At 70.0% G+C, this 18,247-nt stretch carries 17 protein-coding genes; 5 read left to right on the top strand and 12 right to left on the bottom strand.

Annotated features, from left to right (window positions below):
- The first annotated feature begins 34 nt into the window (after positions 1-34).
- The 3 genes from ACGTNF_RS09995 to ACGTNF_RS09985 all read left to right on the top strand — a co-directional run bounded on the left by ACGTNF_RS09995 (position 35) and on the right by ACGTNF_RS09985 (position 3,626).
- Positions 35-487, top strand: a complete 453-nt coding sequence (locus tag ACGTNF_RS09995) for a MerR family transcriptional regulator (protein ID WP_394601578.1) — start codon at positions 35-37, stop codon at positions 485-487.
- The gene (locus ACGTNF_RS09990; protein ID WP_394601577.1) at positions 484-3,075 is read left to right on the top strand and encodes a heavy metal translocating P-type ATPase; all 2,592 of its coding nucleotides are present in this window, start codon (positions 484-486) and stop codon (positions 3,073-3,075) included. The genes ACGTNF_RS09995 and ACGTNF_RS09990 overlap by 4 nt, the downstream gene beginning before the upstream one ends.
- Positions 3,076-3,206: 131 nt before the next feature.
- Positions 3,207-3,626: a VOC family protein gene (locus ACGTNF_RS09985; protein WP_394601576.1), complete on the top strand. Its 420-nt coding sequence runs from the start codon at positions 3,207-3,209 to the stop codon at positions 3,624-3,626.
- 474 nt (positions 3,627-4,100) lie between these two features.
- Here the strand turns inward: ACGTNF_RS09985 and ACGTNF_RS09980 are convergent, their stop codons facing one another.
- From ACGTNF_RS09980 to ffh, 10 genes are all read right to left on the bottom strand, one after another.
- Complete coding sequence (locus tag ACGTNF_RS09980; RefSeq protein WP_394601575.1) at positions 4,101-5,903, bottom strand: single-stranded-DNA-specific exonuclease RecJ; 1,803 nt, start codon at positions 5,901-5,903, stop codon at positions 4,101-4,103.
- 119 nt (positions 5,904-6,022) lie between these two features.
- A complete protein-coding gene (gene thrC / locus ACGTNF_RS09975; protein ID WP_152479785.1) occupies positions 6,023-7,411 on the bottom strand; it encodes a threonine synthase in 1,389 nt (462 codons plus the stop codon).
- 165 nt (positions 7,412-7,576) lie between these two features.
- Complete coding sequence (locus ACGTNF_RS09970) at positions 7,577-8,890, bottom strand: homoserine dehydrogenase (protein WP_394601574.1); 1,314 nt, start codon at positions 8,888-8,890, stop codon at positions 7,577-7,579.
- A gap of 72 nt (positions 8,891-8,962) precedes the next feature.
- A complete protein-coding gene (locus ACGTNF_RS09965; protein ID WP_394601573.1) occupies positions 8,963-9,703 on the bottom strand; it encodes a DsbC family protein in 741 nt (246 codons plus the stop codon).
- A gap of 3 nt (positions 9,704-9,706) precedes the next feature.
- Entirely contained in the window at positions 9,707-10,612 is a 906-nt protein-coding gene (gene xerD / locus ACGTNF_RS09960) for a site-specific tyrosine recombinase XerD (RefSeq protein WP_394601572.1), read from the bottom strand.
- A 111-nt stretch (positions 10,613-10,723) separates the two neighbouring features.
- Positions 10,724-11,080, bottom strand: a complete 357-nt coding sequence (gene rplS / locus ACGTNF_RS09955) for a 50S ribosomal protein L19 (RefSeq protein WP_016856358.1) — start codon at positions 11,078-11,080, stop codon at positions 10,724-10,726.
- A 153-nt stretch (positions 11,081-11,233) separates the two neighbouring features.
- Positions 11,234-11,998, bottom strand: coding sequence for a tRNA (guanosine(37)-N1)-methyltransferase TrmD (trmD, locus tag ACGTNF_RS09950; protein WP_016856357.1), 765 nt, complete (start codon positions 11,996-11,998; stop codon positions 11,234-11,236).
- A gap of 17 nt (positions 11,999-12,015) precedes the next feature.
- Complete coding sequence (rimM, locus tag ACGTNF_RS09945; RefSeq protein ID WP_394601571.1) at positions 12,016-12,567, bottom strand: ribosome maturation factor RimM; 552 nt, start codon at positions 12,565-12,567, stop codon at positions 12,016-12,018.
- Positions 12,568-12,604: 37 nt separating this feature from the next.
- Complete coding sequence (gene rpsP / locus ACGTNF_RS09940) at positions 12,605-12,853, bottom strand: 30S ribosomal protein S16 (protein WP_016856355.1); 249 nt, start codon at positions 12,851-12,853, stop codon at positions 12,605-12,607.
- A gap of 206 nt (positions 12,854-13,059) precedes the next feature.
- Positions 13,060-14,487, bottom strand: a complete 1,428-nt coding sequence (gene ffh / locus ACGTNF_RS09935; protein WP_016856354.1) for a signal recognition particle protein — start codon at positions 14,485-14,487, stop codon at positions 13,060-13,062.
- A 220-nt stretch (positions 14,488-14,707) separates the two neighbouring features.
- Here ffh and ACGTNF_RS09930 point away from each other — a divergent pair, with 220 nt between their 5' ends.
- On the top strand, positions 14,708-15,508 hold the full coding sequence (locus ACGTNF_RS09930; protein ID WP_152479787.1) for a cytochrome C assembly family protein: 801 nt from the start codon (positions 14,708-14,710) through the stop codon (positions 15,506-15,508).
- Between the two features lie 59 nt (positions 15,509-15,567).
- On the top strand, positions 15,568-16,854 hold the full coding sequence (locus ACGTNF_RS09925; RefSeq protein WP_016856352.1) for an HlyC/CorC family transporter: 1,287 nt from the start codon (positions 15,568-15,570) through the stop codon (positions 16,852-16,854).
- Between the two features lies 1 nt (position 16,855).
- Here the strand turns inward: ACGTNF_RS09925 and ACGTNF_RS09920 are convergent, their stop codons facing one another.
- Both ACGTNF_RS09920 and ACGTNF_RS09915 read right to left on the bottom strand, forming a co-directional pair.
- Positions 16,856-17,554, bottom strand: coding sequence for a 1-acyl-sn-glycerol-3-phosphate acyltransferase (locus tag ACGTNF_RS09920; RefSeq protein ID WP_394601936.1), 699 nt, complete (start codon positions 17,552-17,554; stop codon positions 16,856-16,858).
- Between the two features lie 8 nt (positions 17,555-17,562).
- Positions 17,563-18,180: a TetR/AcrR family transcriptional regulator gene (locus ACGTNF_RS09915; RefSeq protein ID WP_394601570.1), complete on the bottom strand. Its 618-nt coding sequence runs from the start codon at positions 18,178-18,180 to the stop codon at positions 17,563-17,565.
- Positions 18,181-18,247: the final 67 nt, after the last annotated feature.

Here is an 18,247-nt window from a genome sequence, read left to right as displayed (position 1 = left end):
ACTCTGGGTATTCCCTCATCAGGAGACGCGAGCCATGAAGGTCAGCGAACTCGCCCGCCAGGCCGGCGTCACCGCCGAGACCGTGCGCCACTACACCCGCGAGGGGCTGCTGCGCCCCGAGCGCAACCCGGCCAACGGCTACCAGCTGTTCGACGACGCCGACCTGCGCCGGCTGCGCTTCATCCAGCGCGCCCGCACCCTGGGCTTCGGCGTCGCCGAGATTCGCGAGATCCTCGAACAGTCCGATCACGGCGACTCGCCCTGCCCGCTGGTGCGCGACCTGCTGGCGCGACGCCTGCCGGAGATCCGCCATCGGATCCGCGAGCTCGAGGCGCTTGCCGGACGCATGGAGGAGGCGCTGGCCGCCTGGGAGGACCTGCCCGACGGCACCCCGGACGGCCACAGCCTGTGCCGCCTGATCGAGAGCTTTCCCGAGCCGCTGGCGCCCGACGCCAGGACAGCCGAGCCCAAGGAGACCTCATCATGAGCACCCCGACACGCCGCGAGCGCACCGTGCCCGGCATGAGCTGCCAGGGCTGCGTGAGGCGCATGCGCGAGGCCATCCAGGCCCAGGACGCCGAGGCCGAAGTCAGCGGCACGCCGGCCGAGCATCGTCTCGAGGTCGTGAGCGCGCTGAGCGACGCCGAGCTGGACCGGGTGCTGGCCGACGCCGGCTATCCGCCCGAGACGTCCACCGAGGCGTCGCCCATCGAGCCGGCCGCCGACGCCGAGACCGATGTCGAGCCCGAGCCGGCGCCCGACTCCGCGCCGGAACCGGCACCCGCCAGCGACGGCGCCACCCAGCGCCTGTCGATCACCGGCATGACCTGCGCCGGCTGCGTGAAGAGCGTGCAGCAGGCGCTGGAGCGCACGCCGGGGGTCGAATCGGCCACGGTCAACCTCGGCAACCACACCGCCCAGGTGCGCGGCCGCGCCGACACCCAGGCGCTGATCGACGCCGTGGGCGCGGTCGGCTACGGCGCCGAGCCGATCCTCGACCTGCGCCAGGCCGAGCGGGTGCGCGCCGAGCGCGACGCCGAGGAATATCGCCGCCGGCTGCGCGGCAGCGCCCTGTCGCTGGCGCTGGCCGTGCCGCTGATGGTCGGCATGTTCGTCTATCACCCCCAGCCGCTCGGCGCCGGGCGCGGGTTCTGGCTGGTGGTGGGTCTCTTGACCCTGGCGGTGATGGCCGGCCCCGGCCGCCACTTCTTCCGCAACGCCTGGAAGAACCTGCGCCATCACCAGGCCAACATGGACACCCTGATCGCCATGGGCACCGGCACCGCCTGGCTCTACTCCATGGCGGTGGTGGCCTTCGCCGGCGCCCTCCCCGAGATGGCCCGCGGCCTCTACTTCGAGGCCTCGGCGATGGTGATCGGCCTGGTGCTGCTGGGCAACGCCCTGGAGCTCAAGGCCAAGGGCCGCACCAGCGACGCCCTGCGTCGCCTGCTCGACCTGCAGAGCCGCACCGCCCGGGTGATCCGCGACGGCCGGGAGCAGGAGGTCGAGATCGACGAGGTGCGCGAGGGCGACCGGCTGCGCGTGCGCCCCGGCGAGCGCCTGCCGGTGGACGGCGAGGTGCTCGAGGGCGAGAGCCATCTCGACGAGTCGATGCTCACCGGCGAGCCCGCCCCGGTGGCCAAGGCGGCCGGCGACGAGGTCAGCGCCGGCACCGTCAACGGCCAGGGCGGCCTGGTCTATCGCGCCACCCGCGTGGGCGCCGACACCCGCCTCGGCCGCATCACCGAGCAGGTGGCCCGCGCCCAGGCCTCGCGGCCGCCCATCGGCCGGCTCGCCGACACCATCTCCGGCATCTTCGTGCCCTCGGTGATGATCATCGCCGTGCTCACCGCGCTGGTCTGGTACAACGTCGGCGCCGAGCCGCGGGTGCTGCACATGCTGGTCACCGCCAGCACCGTGCTGATCATCGCCTGCCCCTGCGCGCTGGGCCTGGCCACGCCGATCTCCACCATGATCGGCGTCGGCAAGGCCGCCGAGCACGGCGTGCTGGTGAGAAGCGGCGAGGCGCTGCAGACCGCCAGCCATCTCACCACCCTGGTGGTGGACAAGACCGGCACCCTCACCGAGGGCAAGCCGCGCCTCACCGAGGCCCACTTTTTCTCCGACACAGGCCTCACCGGCGACGAGCAGGAGGCGCTCGGCTGGGTGGCGGCGCTGGAGCGCGGCTCCGAGCACCCGCTGGCCGCGGCCCTGCTCGCCCACGCCGAAGAACAGAACGCCGAGGCGGCCGAGATCCAGGACTTCACCAGCGTGACCGGCGGCGGCGTGCGCGCCCGAACGCCCGACGGCCGGACGCTGCTGCTCGGCAACGCCCGGCTGCTCGAGGAGGCCGGTGTCGATCTCGACGCGGGCCAGGCGCGCGTCGCCGAGCTCGAGGGCCAGGCGCGCACCGTGGTCCAGCTGGCGGTCGACGGCGAGCTCGTCGCCCTGTTCGGCGTCAGCGACCCGCTGCGCGCCGATGCCAGGGCCGCCGTCGCGCGCCTGCGGGACGAGGGGCTGACCCTGGTGATGCTGACCGGCGACAACGAACACACCGCCCGCGCCATCGCCGACGAGGTCGGCATCGACGAGGTCCGCGCCGGGCTGCTGCCCGAGGACAAGCACGCCGAGATCGAGCGGCGTCAGGCCGACGGCGAAGTCGTGGGCATGGTCGGCGACGGCATCAACGATGCCCCGGCCCTGGCCCGCGCCGACGTCGGCTTCGCCATCGGCCAGGGCACCGACGTGGCCATCGAGAGCGCCGGCATCACCCTGATGCGCGACTCGCTGCACGGCGTGGCCGACGCCATCGCCATCAGCCGCGCGACGCTTGCCAACATCAAGCAGAACCTGGTGGGCGCCTTCGGCTACAACGTGCTCGGCATCCCCATCGCCGCCGGCGCGCTCTATCCGCTGACGGGCAGCCTGCTGTCGCCGGTGATCGCCGGCGCCGCCATGTCGGCCTCGTCGATCACCGTGGTCGGCAACGCCAGTCGCCTGCGCGCCTTCCGCCCTCAGGGGGCCGACGCGCCCGACGAGGCCTCATCTTCCGGCCAACAGGAGGCATCCGCATGAGCTGGATCGTCAATCTCGCCGGCCTGGCGCTGATCGCCCTGATCGCCTGGTGGTTCTGGGGCCAGCGTTGACCGACGCCCGGGGCCGCCGCGGCTACGCTGAAGGCAGATAGCCACCAGGGAGGACGCCCGATGCCCGAGCTCGACGGCGTGCTGGAAACGGCCCTCTACGTGACGGACATGCCCCGGGCCAGACGCTTCTTCGAGACGGTGATGGGGCTCAGCCCCTTCACCGCCGACCATCGCTTCACCGCCTATGACGCCGGCGCCGGCACGGTGCTGCTGCTGTTCCTCGACGGAGAGACCGCCGAGACGGTGGTGCTGCCCGGCGAGATGGGCACCATCCCGCCCCACGACGGCGCCGGCCGGGTGCACATGGCCTTCGCCATCGCCGCGCCGGCGCTGGCCGACTGGGAGGCCCGACTGGGCGAGCACGACATCGAGATCGAGGGCCGCACCCACTGGCCGCGGGGCGGCGAGAGCGTGTATTTCCGCGATCCCGACGGGCACCTGCTGGAGCTGGCGACCCCCGGGGTGTGGCCAACCTACTGAGGCCGCTCTCGGGAGAGCGTGCTCTTTATTCGACCGCGACCCCGACGGCCACCTGCTGGAGCTGGCGACCCCGGGGGTATGGCCGACCTACTGAGCCCGCTCTCGGGAGAGCGTGCCCTTTATTCGGCCGCGACCCCGACGGGCACCTGCTGGAGCTGGCGACCCCCGGGGTGTGGCCAACCTACTGAGGCCGCTCTCGGGAGAGCGTGCTCTTTATTCGACCGCGATCCCGACGGGCACCTGCTGGAGCTGGCGACCCCCCGTGTGTGGCCAACCTGCTGAGGCCGCTCTCGGGAGAGCGTGCTCTTTATTCGGCCGCGATCTCGACGGGCACCTGCTGGAGCTCGCCACCCCCGGGGTGTGGCCAACCTACTGAGGCCGCTCTCGGGAGAGCGTGCTCTTCATTCGGCCGCGATCCCGCCGGCCACCTGCTGGAGCTCGCGACCCCCGGGGTGTGGCCGACCTACTGACCGCTTAACGCACCGGCGCGGCGTGCTCGACCATCAGCTGCAGCGATTCGCGACCGCGCCAGCGGTTGCGGTTGAGCTTGTAGGCGCAGTGCAGCCGGTCGCCGACGCCGAAGGCCGGTACCTCGCCCGGGGTCAGCGCCCGGAACCAGATCGCCTTGGTCGACACCGGGCCGGCGGAGAGCTCCATCATCAGGTGATTGCCCTCGGCGCCCACCGGGCGCAGCGACTCGACCAGGAACTCGCCTTCGAACAGCGGCGGGTCGAACTCGCGGCCGTAGGGGCCGAGCGCCTCCAGCTCGTCGAGGGTGGCGAGGCTCAGCTGGGCCGGTGCCAGTTCGCCGTCGGTGAAGACCCTGGGAAACAGCTCGGTGTCGCCGAGCTGCTCGCCGACCGCCTGCAGGAAGGCGGCGCGGAAGGCCTCGAGGGATGCCACCGGCACGCCGACGCCGGCGGCGCCGCGGTGGCCGCCGAAGCGCGGCAGCGCCTCGGGGGCGAGCTCGAAGGTGCGCTGCAGGGCGTCGCGCAGGTGCAGCGCCTCGATGGAGCGCCCCGAGCCGGTCAGCATGCCGGCCTGGGCGGCCGGGGTCAGCACCAGGGTCGGCCGGCCGAAGGCCTGCACCAGCCGTGAGGCGACGATGCCCTGCACGCCGGGATGGCCGTCCTCGAGATAGACCACCAGCGCCGGCGCGCCCGCGGCCAGCTGCGGCCGGGCCAGCGCCCGCGCCTGCTCGGCCATGTCCGCCTCGATGGCCTTGCGCGACTGGTTGTCCTGGTCGAGCGTCTCCAGATGCCGCGCCGCCGTGGCGTCGTCCGCCGCCAGCATGAAGTGCAGCGCGGCGTAGGGGTCGTCGAGCCGCGAGCGGGCGTTGATCCGCGGGCCCATCTGGAAGGCCAGGGTCTCGGCGTCGAAGGGCACGCTGTCGGCGCCCAGCCGCTCGGCCATGGTCCGCCAGCAGGCCGCCTCCATGCGATTGATCAGCGCCAGGCCCTGGGTGACCACGGCGCGGTTGGCGGCGCTGCCGCCCAGCGACACGCAGTCGGCCACGGTGCCCAGCGCCACGTAGGAGAGCCAGGGCGAGAGCTTGGGCGTGGCGGCCGCCAGCACGCCCCACTCGATCAGCACCGAGCGGGCCAGCGACATGGTCAGCCAGGCGACCATGCAGCCGGCGATGGTCGGGTCCGGGTAGTCGCAGTCGTCGCGGGTCGGGTTGACGGTGGCGAAGGCCGAGGCCGGCGGACCCTCCACCGGCAGCGCGTGGTGGTCGCTGACGACCACGTCGATGCCGGCGGCCTTGAGCCGGGCGATGCGCGGCTCATCGGAGCTGCCGCAGTCGGCGGTGATCACCAGGCTAGGCCGCGGCGAGAGCTTCAGCGTGCGCTCCACCAGCGGCAGGCTGATGCCGTAGCCATCGTGGATGCGATGGCCGATCAGGCTGCGCAGCCGGTCTTCCGGGACGCCGAAGAGCTCGTTCAGGGTGCGCCGGATCACCACGTGGGAGGTGATGCCGTCGACGTCGTAGTCGGTGAGGATGCCGATGTGCTCGCCCTCGACCACCGCCTGGGCGATGCGCTCGGCCGCCGGGCGCGCATCCTTGAGGCGCTCGGGATGCGCCAGGTGGCGAAGGCTCGGCGACACCAGCGGCGCGAGCTCGCCGGCATGGCCGGGCAGGCGCCCGGCCAGCACGCGGGCCTGCAGCGGCGTCAGTCCCTCCGCCAGGGCACGGGCCTCCAGGGCCTCGTCGCGGGGACGCGGCAGGATGCGGGGCGTCAGCGAAGCGTCGGGGTCGGGCGTCGGGATAGCGTCCACGGAAACTCCTGGAGATGACGGCAAGACGCCCGGCGAACCGGGCGTCATGGGTGCAACGGCGATAACTGGGAGCCGCCGGGGACGGGCGCCCCCGGAGCGGCCTGCGAGCCGGGACCGACTCAGCGCCGGTTGTCGGCCACGAACTTCTGCACCTCGGCGAGCTCGGCCGGCAGCACGCTGTAGCGCTCCTCGCGCTCCAGCAGGTCGTCCATGTGCGGCGGCAGCGGCACGCCCGGGAAGCCGGCCTTGACCACCGCCTCGGCGAACTTGGCCGGGTGCGCGGTGGCCAGGGTGATCATCGGCACGCTCTCGTCACCGCGCTCGCGCTCGGCGGCGCGATAGCCGGTGGCGGTGTGCGGGTCGAGGATCTCCTGGGTGCGGTGATGCGCCTCGCGGATCACCTCCAGGATGGTGGCATCGTCGATGCTGTGGCTGGCGAACATCTCGCGCAGCCGCGCCAGCGGTGCATCGGCCAGCGCCGAGGGCTCGTCCTGGAAGCGCTCGAGCAGCGCGTCCACGGCGGCGCCGTCGCGCTGGTAGGCCTCGAACAGCAGGCGCTCGAAGTTGGACGACACCACGATGTCCATGGACGGCGCCAGGGTCGCGACCAGCTCCTTCTTGGAGAAGTCGTTGTCGGCCAGGGTGCGGTGCAGGATGTCGTTGGCGTTGGTGGCGATCACGAAGCGCTCGACCGGCAGGCCCATGCGATAGGCCATGTAGCCCGCGAAGACGTTGCCGAAGTTGGCCGACGGTACGCAGAAGCTCACCTTGCGGTGCGGCGCGCCCAGCGCCACGGCGGAGGCCACGTAGTAGACGATCTGGGCCATGATGCGCGCCCAGTTGATCGAGTTCACCGCCACCAGCCGGGTGCCGTTCAGGAAGTCCTGGTTGGCGAAGCTGGCCTTGACCATGGCCTGGGCGTCGTCGAAGTTGCCCTCGATGGCGACGTTGAAGACGTTGTCCGCCAGCACGGTGGTCATCTGGCGACGCTGGACCTCGGACACCCGCTGGTGCGGGTGCAGGATGAAGATGTCCAGGTTGTCGCAGTGGCGGCAGCCCTCGATGGCGGCCGAGCCGGTGTCGCCGGAGGTGGCGCCCATGATCACCGCGCGCTCGCCGCGCTTGTCGAGGAAGTGGTCGAGCAGCCGGCCGAGCAGCTGCAGGGCCACGTCCTTGAACGCCAGCGTCGGGCCGTGGAACAGCTCGAGCAGGAAGTGGTTGGCGTCGAGCTGGTTCAGCGGCACCACGGCGTCGTGGCTGAAGGTGGCGTAGGCGTCGCGGACGATCTCGCGGAAGGTGTCGTCGTCGATCTCGCCGCCCACGTAGGGCTGCATCACCCGGAAGGCGATCTCGGCGTAGGAGCAGCCGGCCATGTCGGCCAGCTGCTCGTGGCTCAGCCTGGGGACGGTCTCGGGTACGTAGAGGCCGCCGTCGCTGGCCATGCCGGTGAGCACGACCTCCTCGAAGGAGAGCGCGGGCGCCTGCCCGCGAGTACTGATATAGCGCATTGTTCGATTCCTTTGCTCGCTCGGGACCGACCCGGCGACAAGCCTTCGAGGAGGCGCTGAGACCCCATCCCTGGGCGCTACCGACGCCATCCCTGGCGCAGGACCTCCTCTACGGCCTATCCCCGACGTCCCTCGTTGCCAGCGATAGCCGCGCGGCCGATATGATTAGTTCTCTTCCAGCGACTCGACGCGAATGCGAGTGACGGAACCGGCGATGTCGGCCATGGCCTCGATCTTGCGGATCGCCTCGTTCATGTGCTTCTCGCGGGTGCGGTGGGTCATCAGGATGATCGGCACCAGCTCGCCCCCGGTCGCCTCCTTCTGGATCAGCGCCTCGATGGAGATGCCTTCCTCGGAGAGGATGGTGGCGACGCGGGCCAGCACGCCGGGGCGGTCGACCGCCAGCAGGCGCAGGTAGTAGGCGGTGCTGATCTCTTCCATGGCCAGGATCGGCGGCTGGTCGGCGTTCTCGCCGATGCCGCTGAAGGCCAGGTAGGGCACGCGGTAGTGGTGATCGGTGGCGATGTCGCGGGCCACGTCGAGCACGTCGGCGACCACCGCGGAGGCGGTCGGCTCGGCGCCTGCGCCGGCGCCATAGTAGAGGGTCGGGCCCACGGCGTCGCCCATCACGGCGATGGCGTTCTTGACGCCGTGCACGTTGGCCAGCAGCCGCTCCTTGGGAATCAGGGTCGGGTGCACGCGCAGCTCCAGGCCCTCGTCGGTGCGCTTGGAGATGCCCAGGTGCTTGATGATGTAGCCCAGGTTGTCGGCCTGCTCGACGTCCTCGGCGGTGACCCGGGAGATGCCCTCGGTGTAGGCCTTCTCGAACTGCAGCGGCACGCCGTAGGCGATGGAGGCCAGGATGGTCAGCTTGTGGGCGGCGTCGATGCCTTCGACGTCGAAGGTGGGGTCGGCCTCGGCGTAGCCCAGCGCCTGGGCCTCGGCCAGCACGTCCTCGAAGGCGCGGCCTTCGTCGCGCATGTGGGTGAGGATGAAGTTGCCGGTGCCGTTGATGATGCCGGCCAGCCACTCGATGCGGTTGGCGCCCAGGCCCTCGCGCAGCGACTTGATCACCGGGATGCCGCCGGCCACCGCGGCCTCGAAGGCCACGATCACGCCCTTCTCGTGGGCGGCCTGGAAGATCTCGTTGCCGTGCACCGCGATCAGCGCCTTGTTGGCGGTGACCACGTGCTTGCCGTTGTCGATGGCGGTCAGCACCAGCTCGCGGGCCACGTCGTAGCCGCCGATCAGCTCGACGACGACGTCGATGTCGGGGTTGGCCGCGACCTCGAAGATGTCCTGGGTGCTCTTGATGCCGGTGACGTCACACTCGGGATTGGGCGTGCGGTAGGCCACCTGCTCGATGACGATCGGGCGCCCCGCCCGACGAGCGATCTCGTCGGCGTTGCGCGTCAGTACGTTGAAGGTCCCGCCACCGACGGTGCCCAGGCCACAGATTCCCACTCTCACCGGTTTCAATGTCTTTCCCCTCGTTACTGCTAGTGTCTCAGCGTTGGTCGGCCTCAAGGGCCGGTGCGCGCTCGGTGGCGCCTATTGCTCGTTCAGGCCCAGCATGGTCGCCAGGCGTTCGGCCGGCACGTAGCCGGGCACCAGGCGCCCGTCGGGCAGCACGATGGCCGGGGTGCCCTGCACGCCCAGCTGCATGCCCAGATGATACTGTTCCTCGACCGGATTGTCGCAGCTTGCGTTGCCCTCGAGCGCCTCTTCGCGCTTGGCCGCCGACATCGCCTCGCTGGGATTGTCCGCGCACCATACCCGCTGCAGCTCGCGGGCGCCCGGCGAGCTCATGCCGCCACGCGGGAAGGCCAGGTAATCGACCTCGATGCCCATCTCGTTGAGGCGCGGCACCTCCTCGTGCAGGCGGCGGCAGTAGGGGCAGGTGGTGTCGGTGAACACCGTGACCCGCGCCTTCGGCGCGTCGGTGCCGCGGAACACGACCCGCTCGTCGTCGGGGATCGCCGCCACCCGCGCGGCCCGCTCGGCGTTGCGCGACTGCTCGGAGAGGTTCACCAGCCCGCCCACGGCGTTCTCGTAGAGGTCGCCGACCAAGAAGTAGTCGCCCTCGGCGTCGGTGTAGAAGCGCTCGCCGGTCTCCAGGCGCACCGCGTAGAAGCCTTCCAGCGGCGTTTCCTCGATGCGCTCCACCGGCATCTGCTGGCCATCGACGGCGAGCCGCTCGGTCAGCCGCTCGATGGCCGGATCCTGGGCCAGGGCGGGGAGTGACAGGGCGGCGAGCATGCCGCCGGCGACAACACGGGAGATGGGTCTCATGATTCAGCCTCGGGGATGATGATCGGCGTGCAGGGCCTCGAGCCGGGCCTGCGCGACATGGGTATAGATCTGCGTGGTCGACAGGTCGCTGTGACCGAGCAGCAGCTGTACGACACGCAGGTTGGCCCCATGATTCAACAGATGAGTGGCGAAGGCGTGGCGCAGGGTGTGCGGCGACAGCGGCCGGTCGATGCCGGCGACCAGCGCATGGGCCTTGATGCGATGCCAGAAGGCCTGCCGGGTCAGGCAGGCGTCGCCGCGACCGGGGAACAGCGCCGGCCGCGACGGATCGTCCATCAGCGCCGCACGCCCGGTGCGCAGGTAGCGCGACAGCCAGTCCAGCGCCTCCTCGCCGAGCGGCACCAGGCGCTCCTTGTCACCCTTGCCGCGCACCCGCACCACGCCCTGGCGCAGGTTGACGGCGTCGGTGGTCAGCCCGACCAGCTCGCTGACGCGCAGCCCGGCCGCGTAGAGCACCTCGAGCATGGTGCGATCGCGCAGGCCCAGGTCGCTACCGAGGTCCGGCGCGGCCAGCAGCCGCTCCACCTCGTCCTCTTCCAGGGTGTCCGGCAGCGACGGCCGGGCCGGCGGCAGCTTCACCTCGGCGATGGGGTCGTGGTCGATGCGCCCCTCGGCCAGCGCCCAGCGATAGAAGCGGCGCAGGCTCGACAGCAGCCGGGCATTGCTGCGCAGCTTGTAGCCGTCCTCGCGCCGGGCGTCGAGCCAGGCCGGCAGCGCCTCGCCACCGGGCGCCAGCAGCGAGGCGTCGCGCCCGTCGAGCCAGGCCGCCCAGGCGGTCAGGTCGCGGCGGTAGGCCGCCAGGGTGTTGTCGCTGGCGCCCTCCCCCAGCCACAGGTCGTCGAGGCAGGCCTCGATCAGCGCCAGAGCCTCGTCAGCGATGGTCGTCATGGCGCTCCTCGGTCCCTGAACGACGAAACCCCGCCCCGCGGCTGCGGTGACGGGGTTTCGATGTCACGCGGACTGACACGCCGCGTCACCACTGGCCGGTGAGGCGTTGCCTCAGGCCAGCTTTTCCTTGATGCGGGCGGACTTGCCGCTGCGCTCGCGGAGGTAGTACAGCTTGGCCTGGCGAACGTCACCGCGACGCTTGACGCTGATGGAGTCGACCAGCGGGCTGTAGGTCTGGAAGGTACGCTCGACGCCGACGCCGTGGGACACCTTGCGCACGGTGAAGGCGGAGTTCAGGCCGCGGTTGCGCTTGCCGATGACGACGCCTTCGAAGGCCTGCAGGCGCTCACGGCTGCCTTCCTTGACCTTGACCTGGACGGTCACGGTGTCGCCCGGGGCGAATTCCGGCACTTCCTTGCTCATCTGCTCGGCTTCGAGCGCCTGGATCACCTTGTTCTTGCTGCTCATGACATAACTCCTCGATAACATACATGATTCGTCGATCCGGCAGTGGGTGGCCGACGAATCGTGATCCCGGCGCTCGAATGCCTCGAGGCGCGGGAGTCCTGTTGGTGACGCAGGTCACGGCCGCTATGGGCGCGTCCTGCACCTCCGCCTGACCTACTCGCTTTCGGCCAGCGCGTACTCCTCGATGAACTCCTTGAGCAGAGTCTGCTGCTCGGCGTCCAGCGTCCTGCCCTCGAGCAGGTCGGGTCGCCGGAGCCAGGTCCGCCCCAGGGACTGCTTGAGCCGCCAGCGCCGGATGGCGCCATGGTGGCCGCTGAGCAGGACATCCGGCACTCGTCGCCCGTCGATCACCTCGGGGCGCGTGTAGTGCGGACAGTCCAGCAGTCCGTCGTTGAAGGAGTCCTCGACCGCGGAATCCTGATGGCCCAGCACGCCAGGTACCAGCCTTGCCGCGGCATCGATCAGCACCATCGCCGGCAGCTCGCCGCCGCTCAGCACATAGTCGCCGATCGACCATTCTTCATCGATGTCGGCCTCAACGACCCGTTCATCGATGCCTTCGTAGCGTCCGGCCACCACCACCAGGGGTGGGCCTTCCGCCAGCTCCTGCGCGCCGCGCTGATCCAGCTGACGCCCCTGGGGCGAAAGATAGATCACCTTCGGGCGCTGCCCGGTGGCGTCCTCGGCCCGCTCGCGGGCATCGTGGATGGCCGAGCGCAGGGTGTCGACCTTCATCAGCATCCCCGGTCCGCCGCCGTAGGGGCGGTCGTCCACGGTGCGATGCCGGTCGGTGGCGTAGTCCCGGGGATTCCAGAACTCCAGGGCGATCTGCCCCTTGTCCACCGCTCTGCCCGTCACGCCCTGACGGGTCAGCGCCTCGAACATCTCGGGGAACAGCGATACCACGCCGACCCACATGGAGGCGTCGCTGCGACTCAAAAGTCCGGATCCCAGTCGACGGTCATCACGCCGGCCTCGAGATCCACCTTCTGCACGACCTCGTCGGGCAGGAAGGGCAGCAGTCGTTCGCGATCGTCGATGGCGTCGCCGTCACGCCCCTTCACGACCATGACGTCGTTGGCGCCGGTCTCGAAGAGGTAGTCGACGCGGCCCAGCTTGACGCCGTCACGGGTCACCACCCGCAGGCCTTCCAGCTGGTACCAGTAGAAATCATCGTCGCCGTCGAGCTCGGGCAGCTCGGCCGTGGGCAGCAGCACTTCTGCGCCGGCCAGGGCCTCGGCCTGATCTCGACCGTCGACGCCTTCCAGGCGGGCCACCAGGCCCTTGCCCTGCGGGCGTCCCTGGACGAGACGATAGCGCACGAGACGGCCCTGATGGCGCAGCACCCACTCGTCGTAGTCGAGGATGCCTTCCATCGGGCTGGTGTACGAATACACCTTCAGCCAGCCCTTCACACCGTAGGGGCTGGTCAACTTGCCCAGCACCACGTGCTCATTGGCCGGTGTCGGCTCGACGCCTGCGCTCATCGCGATCCTGCCTCAGACATTCGGGGCATCAGGCCGATCAGGCCTGCTTGCGGGCTTCCTTGACCAGCTCGGCAACGCGGCCGGACAGCTGGGCGCCCTGGTCCTGCCAGTGCTGAATGCGATCGAGGTCGACGCGCAGACGCTCTTCCTGGCCGCGGGCGACCGGATTGAAGAAGCCGAGACGCTCGATGAAACGGCCGTCACGAGCCTTGCGGGAATCGGTCACGGTGAGGTGGTAGAAGGGACGCTTCTTGGCGCCACCACGTGCCAGACGAATGGTAACCATGCGTTGACTGTCCTTCGGTTGAGTTACGGAGGTTGTCGGTCGGGGCCAGGCCCTCGACAGTCGGATCGACCGCACCCCGGAGGGTGCGCCGCCGGGTGTTCGGTCACGAGAAGGCCCGCGAAAAACGCGGACCTGCCAGTGAAGACGCCGCATTCTACGGAAATCTCCCCGGCTTGGAAACCTTTTTGGGCCGCGAGCCGGGCGCCTCAGCGCCGCGGCAGGCCACCGCCCGGGCCGCCCATGCCGCCGGGACCGCCCATGCCACCCATGCCGCCGGGGCCTCCCGGGCCGCCGCCCATCATGCCGGACATGCCACGCATCATCTTCTGCATGCCACCCTTCTTGCCGGCCTTCTTCATCATCTTCTGCATCTGCTTGTGCTGCTTGAGCAGGCGATTGAGGTCCGGCACCTGCAGGCCGGCACCGGCGGCAATGCGGCGCTTGCGCGAGCCGTTGATGATGTCGGGGTTGCGGCGCTCCTTGGGCGTCATCGAATTGATCAGCGCCTCGAGCTTGCCCATCTCCTTCTCGGGGCCCGGGCCCTGGGCCATCTCGGCCATCTGGCCCATGCCGGGCAGCTTGCCGAGCAGGCCGCCCATGCCGCCCATCTTCTTTAGCTGCTGGAGCTGGTCGCGGAAGTCCTCGAGATCGAAGCCGTCGCCCTTCTTGACCTTCTTGGCCAGCTTCTCGGCCTGCCCCTTGTCGACGGTGCGCTCGGCCTCCTCGATCAGCGACAGCACGTCGCCCATGCCGAGGATGCGCGAGGCCACGCGGTCCGGGTGGAAGGGCTCGAGGGCGTCGACCTTCTCGCCCACGCCCATGAACTTGATCGGCTTGCCGGTGATGTGGCGCACCGACAGCGCCGCGCCGCCGCGGGCGTCGCCGTCGGCCTTGGTCAGGATCACGCCGGTCAGCGGCAGCGCCTCGTGGAAGGCCTTGGCGGTGTTGGCGGCGTCCTGGCCGGTCATGGAGTCGACCACGAACAGCGTCTCGTCCGGCGACACGGCGTTCTCGAGGGCCTGGATCTCGGCCATCATCGCCTCGTCGATGGCCAGGCGGCCGGCGGTGTCGACGAGCACCACGTCGTGGAACTGGATCTTGGCGTGCTTGATCGCCGCCTCGGCGATGGCCACCGGCTGCTGATCGCTGCTCGACGGGAAGAAGTCGACCTCGACCTCCTTCGCCAGCGTCTCGAGCTGGTCGATGGCCGCCGGACGGTAGACGTCCGCGGAGACCACCAGCACCTTCTTCTTCTCGCGCTCGCGCAGGTAGCGCGCCAGCTTGGCCACGGAGGTGGTCTTGCCCGCGCCCTGCAGGCCGGCCATCAGCACCACCGCCGGGCGGCCCTTGAGCGACAGGCCCTCGTTGGCCTCGCCCATGATCGCCTCGAGCTCCTGCTGGACGATCTTGACGAACTGCTGACCCGGCGAGAGGCTCTTCGAGACCTCCTGACCCACGGCACGCTCGCGCACCCGGTCGATGAACGCCTTGACCACCGGCAGGGCGACGTCGGCCTCGAGCAGCGCCCGCCGGACCTCGCGCAGGGTGTCCTTGACGTTGTCTTCGGTCAGGCGCGCCTGACCCTTGATCGATTTGAGCGTCTGGGACAGACGATCGCTGAGATTCTGAAACATGGGGCCTCTCCGCAAACGATGGCCTGGGAAGCCGCATCAGCCCCCGGCATGGCGCGTCCGGGCGGGACTTTCCCACAATGGGACGAAATTATACGCCTTGTGGCCGCGAGTCTCCATGGCAGCGGCCCGCGCCCGGCTGGGCGGCACGCGGAGGATTCGGTATAGTGGCGACTCCATTTCCTCTCGCTGGACGCTGGCGAAGGCGCACGGATAGCCATCGATGTACGCGCTCCCTCTGGCCCTGGTGGCCTTCATCTTCTACATCGCCGCCGCTTCCTGGCAGGGCCTGACCCTGTTTCGACGCGTGGCGCCGCGCGACACCCTGGTCCGCGGCCTCGGGGCCGCCGGCCTGCTCTGCCACCTGCCGCTGGCCGTGGGCCTGCTCGACCAGGGCGCCTCCCTGCTGCCGGGCTTCTCGACCAGCGTGGTGCTGGCCGGCGCCCTCGCCGTGCTGGTGCTGCTGCTGGTCAGCCTGTTCAAGCCGGTGCTCAACGTCGCCACCGGCCTCTTCCCGCTGGCCGGCGCGGTGCTGCTGCTGGCCGCCGAATGGCCGAGCCCCGAGAAGGGGGCAGGCATGACCCCGGGCATCGCCCTTCACGCCCTTAGCGCGGCGCTGGCCTTCGCCCTGCTGGCCATCGCCGCCGTCCAGGCGGTGCTGCTCGGGGTGCAGAACCAGGCCCTTCGCCACCATCACATCCGCGGCGTGGTCCAGTCGCTGCCGCCGCTCACCACCATGGAGCGGGTGTTGTTCGAGCTGCTCTGGGGCGGCATGATCCTGCTGACCCTGTCGATCGCCAGCGGCTTCGTCTTCGTCGACAACATGTTCGCCCAGCACCTGGTGCACAAGACGGTGCTGTCGCTGGCCGCCTGGGTGATCTTCGCCGCCCTGCTGATCGGCCACCATCGCCAGGGCTGGCGCGGCATGCGCGCGGTGCGCTGGACGCTGGGCGGCTACCTGATGCTGCTGCTGGCCTATTTCGGCAGCAAGTTCGTGCTCGAGATCCTGCTGGCGCGTTCTTGACACCATCGGGCCCCGTCCCTACAACTCAAGCCTTGATACGCGATTGAGGACCCTTCGACTTGAACGACGACTTCCCCCTGGGATTGCTGTTCGGCCTGCTGCTGCTGCTCATCTGCCTCTCTGCCTTCTTCTCGAGCTCCGAGACCGGCATGATGTCGATCAACCGCTACCGCCTGAGCCACCGGGCCAACGAAGGGGAGCGCCGGGCCCGGCGGGTGATGCGCCTGCTCGGTCGCCCCGACCGCCTGATCGGCGTGATCCTGATCGGCAACAACTTCGTCAACAACCTCGCGGCCTCGATCGCCACCATCATCGCGATTCACTTCTTCGGCGAGGTCTCCGGGCCGGCCGTCGCCACCAGCCTGCTGACCATCGCCATCCTGATCTTCGCCGAGGTCACCCCCAAGACCTACGCCGCGGTGAAGCCGGAGCGCATCGCCTACCCGGCCTCGCGGATCCTGGAGCCGCTGCTCAAGCTGCTCTACCCGCTGGTATGGCTGGTCAATGCCATCTCCAACGGCCTGCTGCGGCTGCTCGGGGTCAAGACCCTCGAGGGCGGCGGCGACAACCTGACCCGCGACGAGCTGCGCACCGTGGTCCACGAGGCGGGGCCGCTGATCCCGCGCCGCCACCAGGCCATGCTGGTGTCGATCCTCGACCTCGAGAACGTCACGGTGAACGACATCATGGTGCCCCGCCACGAGGTGATGGGCATCGACCTGGACGACGACCTCGACGCCATCCTGACCCAGATCCGCACCAGCCAGCACACCCGCGTGCCGGTCTACAAGGGCGACATCAACAACATCATCGGCATGCTTCACCTGCGCAACGCGGCGCGCTTCCTGTCCCGCGGCGAGGTGACCAAGGCGGCCATCGTCCAGGAGGCCCGGGAGCCCTATTTCATTCCCGAGTCGACGCCGCTGCACACCCAGCTGCTCAACTTCCAGAAGCAGAAGCGACGCATCGGCATCGTGGTGGACGAGTACGGCGACGTGGAAGGACTGGTGACGCTGGAGGACATCCTCGAGGAGATCGTCGGCGAGTTCACCACCGACGTGGCCGGCCAGGATCAGGAGATTCACCCCCAGGACGACGGCAGCCACGTCATCGACGGCACCGCCAACATTCGCGACATCAACAAGTCGCTGGGCTGGCAGCTGCCCACCGACGGCCCCAAGACCCTCAACGGCCTGATCCTCGAGCACCTGGAGTCCTTCCCCGACGGCCCGACCTGCCTGCAGATCGGCGCGGTGCGCATGGAGCTCCTCGAGGTGCGCGACAACCTGATCACCTCGGCGCGCTGCTGGCAGGCGGTGCGCCTCCCCGCCGCGGCCAACGCCTGACTCAGCGGCGGGAGCGCCCCGCCGCCCACTCGTCGGCCTCGCCCTTCAGCGCCCTGACCCTCTCCTCCAGCCGCTGGCGATCGGCCTCGGCCGGGGCCAGCGGGGCACCGAAGTAGAGCGCCACCCGGGCCCGAAAGCGCCGCGGCGGCGTGCCCAGGGCCCGGCCGTGGCGGTGCGAGGTCCAGGAGCCCCATAGCCCGGCCAGCCCCGCCGGCACCACCGGCACCGGATCGCGGGCCAGGATCAGGTCCAGGCCACGCCGGAAGGGATGAATCTCGCCGTCCTTGGTCAGCCGCCCCTCGGGAAACACCATCACCACCTCGCCGGCGCGCAGCGCCTGGCTGACCTGATCCAGCGCGCGTCGCAACCCGCCGGGATCACGGCGCTCGGAGTCCACCGGGATCGCCCCCGCCAGCTTGAACAGCCAGTGCAGCCAGGGCGACTCGTAGATCGGCCGGTCCATCAGGAACCGCAGCGGTCGCGGGCTGGCGCCGCCCACCACCAGGGCGTCGACGAAGCTGACGTGATTGCAGACCACCAGGGCGGGGCCATGGGCGGGAATGTGGCGGCGGCCACGGAAGCGCAGCCGATAGAGCAGATGGATGATCAGGAACACCAGCCGACGCAGCACGCGGCGCGGCGAGCGCAGGCACCAGCCCAGCGCGGCGGCCACCGCCAGGGTGGGAAGCCCCCAGGCCATCAGGGCGGTCAAGAGATGCCGGACCCCGCCCTCAGGCCGGCCAGCAGGGTCGTGAGCAGCTTGTCGAGCAGCTCTTCCACCTCCAGCGGCTCGCTTTGCCAGTAGCCGAGGCGCTCGTTGAGCCCCAGTTGCACCAGGCCGTGGACGCTGCCCCACAGGGTCCGCCCCAGCCGGCGCGCCTCGAGGTCGTCGAGCGTCGGCTGGTATTCCTTGAGGGTGCTCTCGACGCGCAGGAACAGCGCCTCGATCATGTCGTTCTGGCGCTGATCCAGCTCGCCCTCCTGGGCCAGCGGGTAGTCGAACATCAGCTGCCAGCGGAACGGTTCGCGGCGGGCGAACTCCCAGTAGGCCCTGGCCAGCGCCTTGATGCGATCGTCCGGCGCCGCCTCGTCGAGCAGCGGATCGATGGCGGCGCGCAGACTCGCCAGCGACTCGATGTTCACGTGCTGCAGCAGGTTGCCGAAGCTGCCGTAGAGCTTGAGCAGCGTGCTGGGGGCACAGCCGACGTCACGCGCCAGGGAGCGCAGCGACAGCGTATGCACGGGCCGCTCCTGCAGCCAGGCATCGCAGGCCGACATCACCTGGGCATGAAGCGCCTCGGGGGCGTGCTGTCTGGGACGGGCCATCGACATCCTCGCGGGCCGGGCCGGTGCCACCCGGGGGCGACACCGGCCACGATCTGAAATGAAAACA

The organism is Halomonas sp. B23F22_10 (genome assembly GCF_043496975.1).
Classification (GTDB): Bacteria; Pseudomonadota; Gammaproteobacteria; order Pseudomonadales; family Halomonadaceae; genus Halomonas; species Halomonas smyrnensis.
Note: the sequence above shows the minus strand (reverse complement) of the source record. Positions and strands in the feature narration are given on the sequence as shown.

Bases quoted from the DNA above. Each gene is read 5' to 3' on its own strand.
- ACGTNF_RS09920 (WP_394601936.1), bottom strand. From the start codon at position 17,554: ATGGCCTGGGGGCTTCCCACCCTGGCGGTGGCCGCCGCGCTGGGCTGG.
- thrC (WP_152479785.1), bottom strand. From the start codon at position 7,411: ATGCGCTATATCAGTACTCGCGGGCAGGCGCCCGCGCTCTCCTTCGAG.
- ACGTNF_RS09930 (WP_152479787.1), top strand. From the start codon at position 14,708: ATGTACGCGCTCCCTCTGGCCCTGGTGGCCTTCATCTTCTACATCGCC.
- trmD (WP_016856357.1), bottom strand. From the start codon at position 11,998: ATGTGGGTCGGCGTGGTATCGCTGTTCCCCGAGATGTTCGAGGCGCTG.
- rplS (WP_016856358.1), bottom strand. From the start codon at position 11,080: ATGAGCAGCAAGAACAAGGTGATCCAGGCGCTCGAAGCCGAGCAGATG.
- ACGTNF_RS09995 (WP_394601578.1), top strand. From the start codon at position 35: ATGAAGGTCAGCGAACTCGCCCGCCAGGCCGGCGTCACCGCCGAGACC.
- rimM (WP_394601571.1), bottom strand. From the start codon at position 12,567: ATGAGCGCAGGCGTCGAGCCGACACCGGCCAATGAGCACGTGGTGCTG.
- ACGTNF_RS09915 (WP_394601570.1), bottom strand. From the start codon at position 18,180: ATGGCCCGTCCCAGACAGCACGCCCCCGAGGCGCTTCATGCCCAGGTG.
- xerD (WP_394601572.1), bottom strand. From the start codon at position 10,612: ATGACGACCATCGCTGACGAGGCTCTGGCGCTGATCGAGGCCTGCCTC.
- ACGTNF_RS09990 (WP_394601577.1), top strand. From the start codon at position 484: ATGAGCACCCCGACACGCCGCGAGCGCACCGTGCCCGGCATGAGCTGC.
- rpsP (WP_016856355.1), bottom strand. From the start codon at position 12,853: ATGGTTACCATTCGTCTGGCACGTGGTGGCGCCAAGAAGCGTCCCTTC.
- ACGTNF_RS09985 (WP_394601576.1), top strand. From the start codon at position 3,207: ATGCCCGAGCTCGACGGCGTGCTGGAAACGGCCCTCTACGTGACGGAC.
- ffh (WP_016856354.1), bottom strand. From the start codon at position 14,487: ATGTTTCAGAATCTCAGCGATCGTCTGTCCCAGACGCTCAAATCGATC.
- ACGTNF_RS09965 (WP_394601573.1), bottom strand. From the start codon at position 9,703: ATGAGACCCATCTCCCGTGTTGTCGCCGGCGGCATGCTCGCCGCCCTG.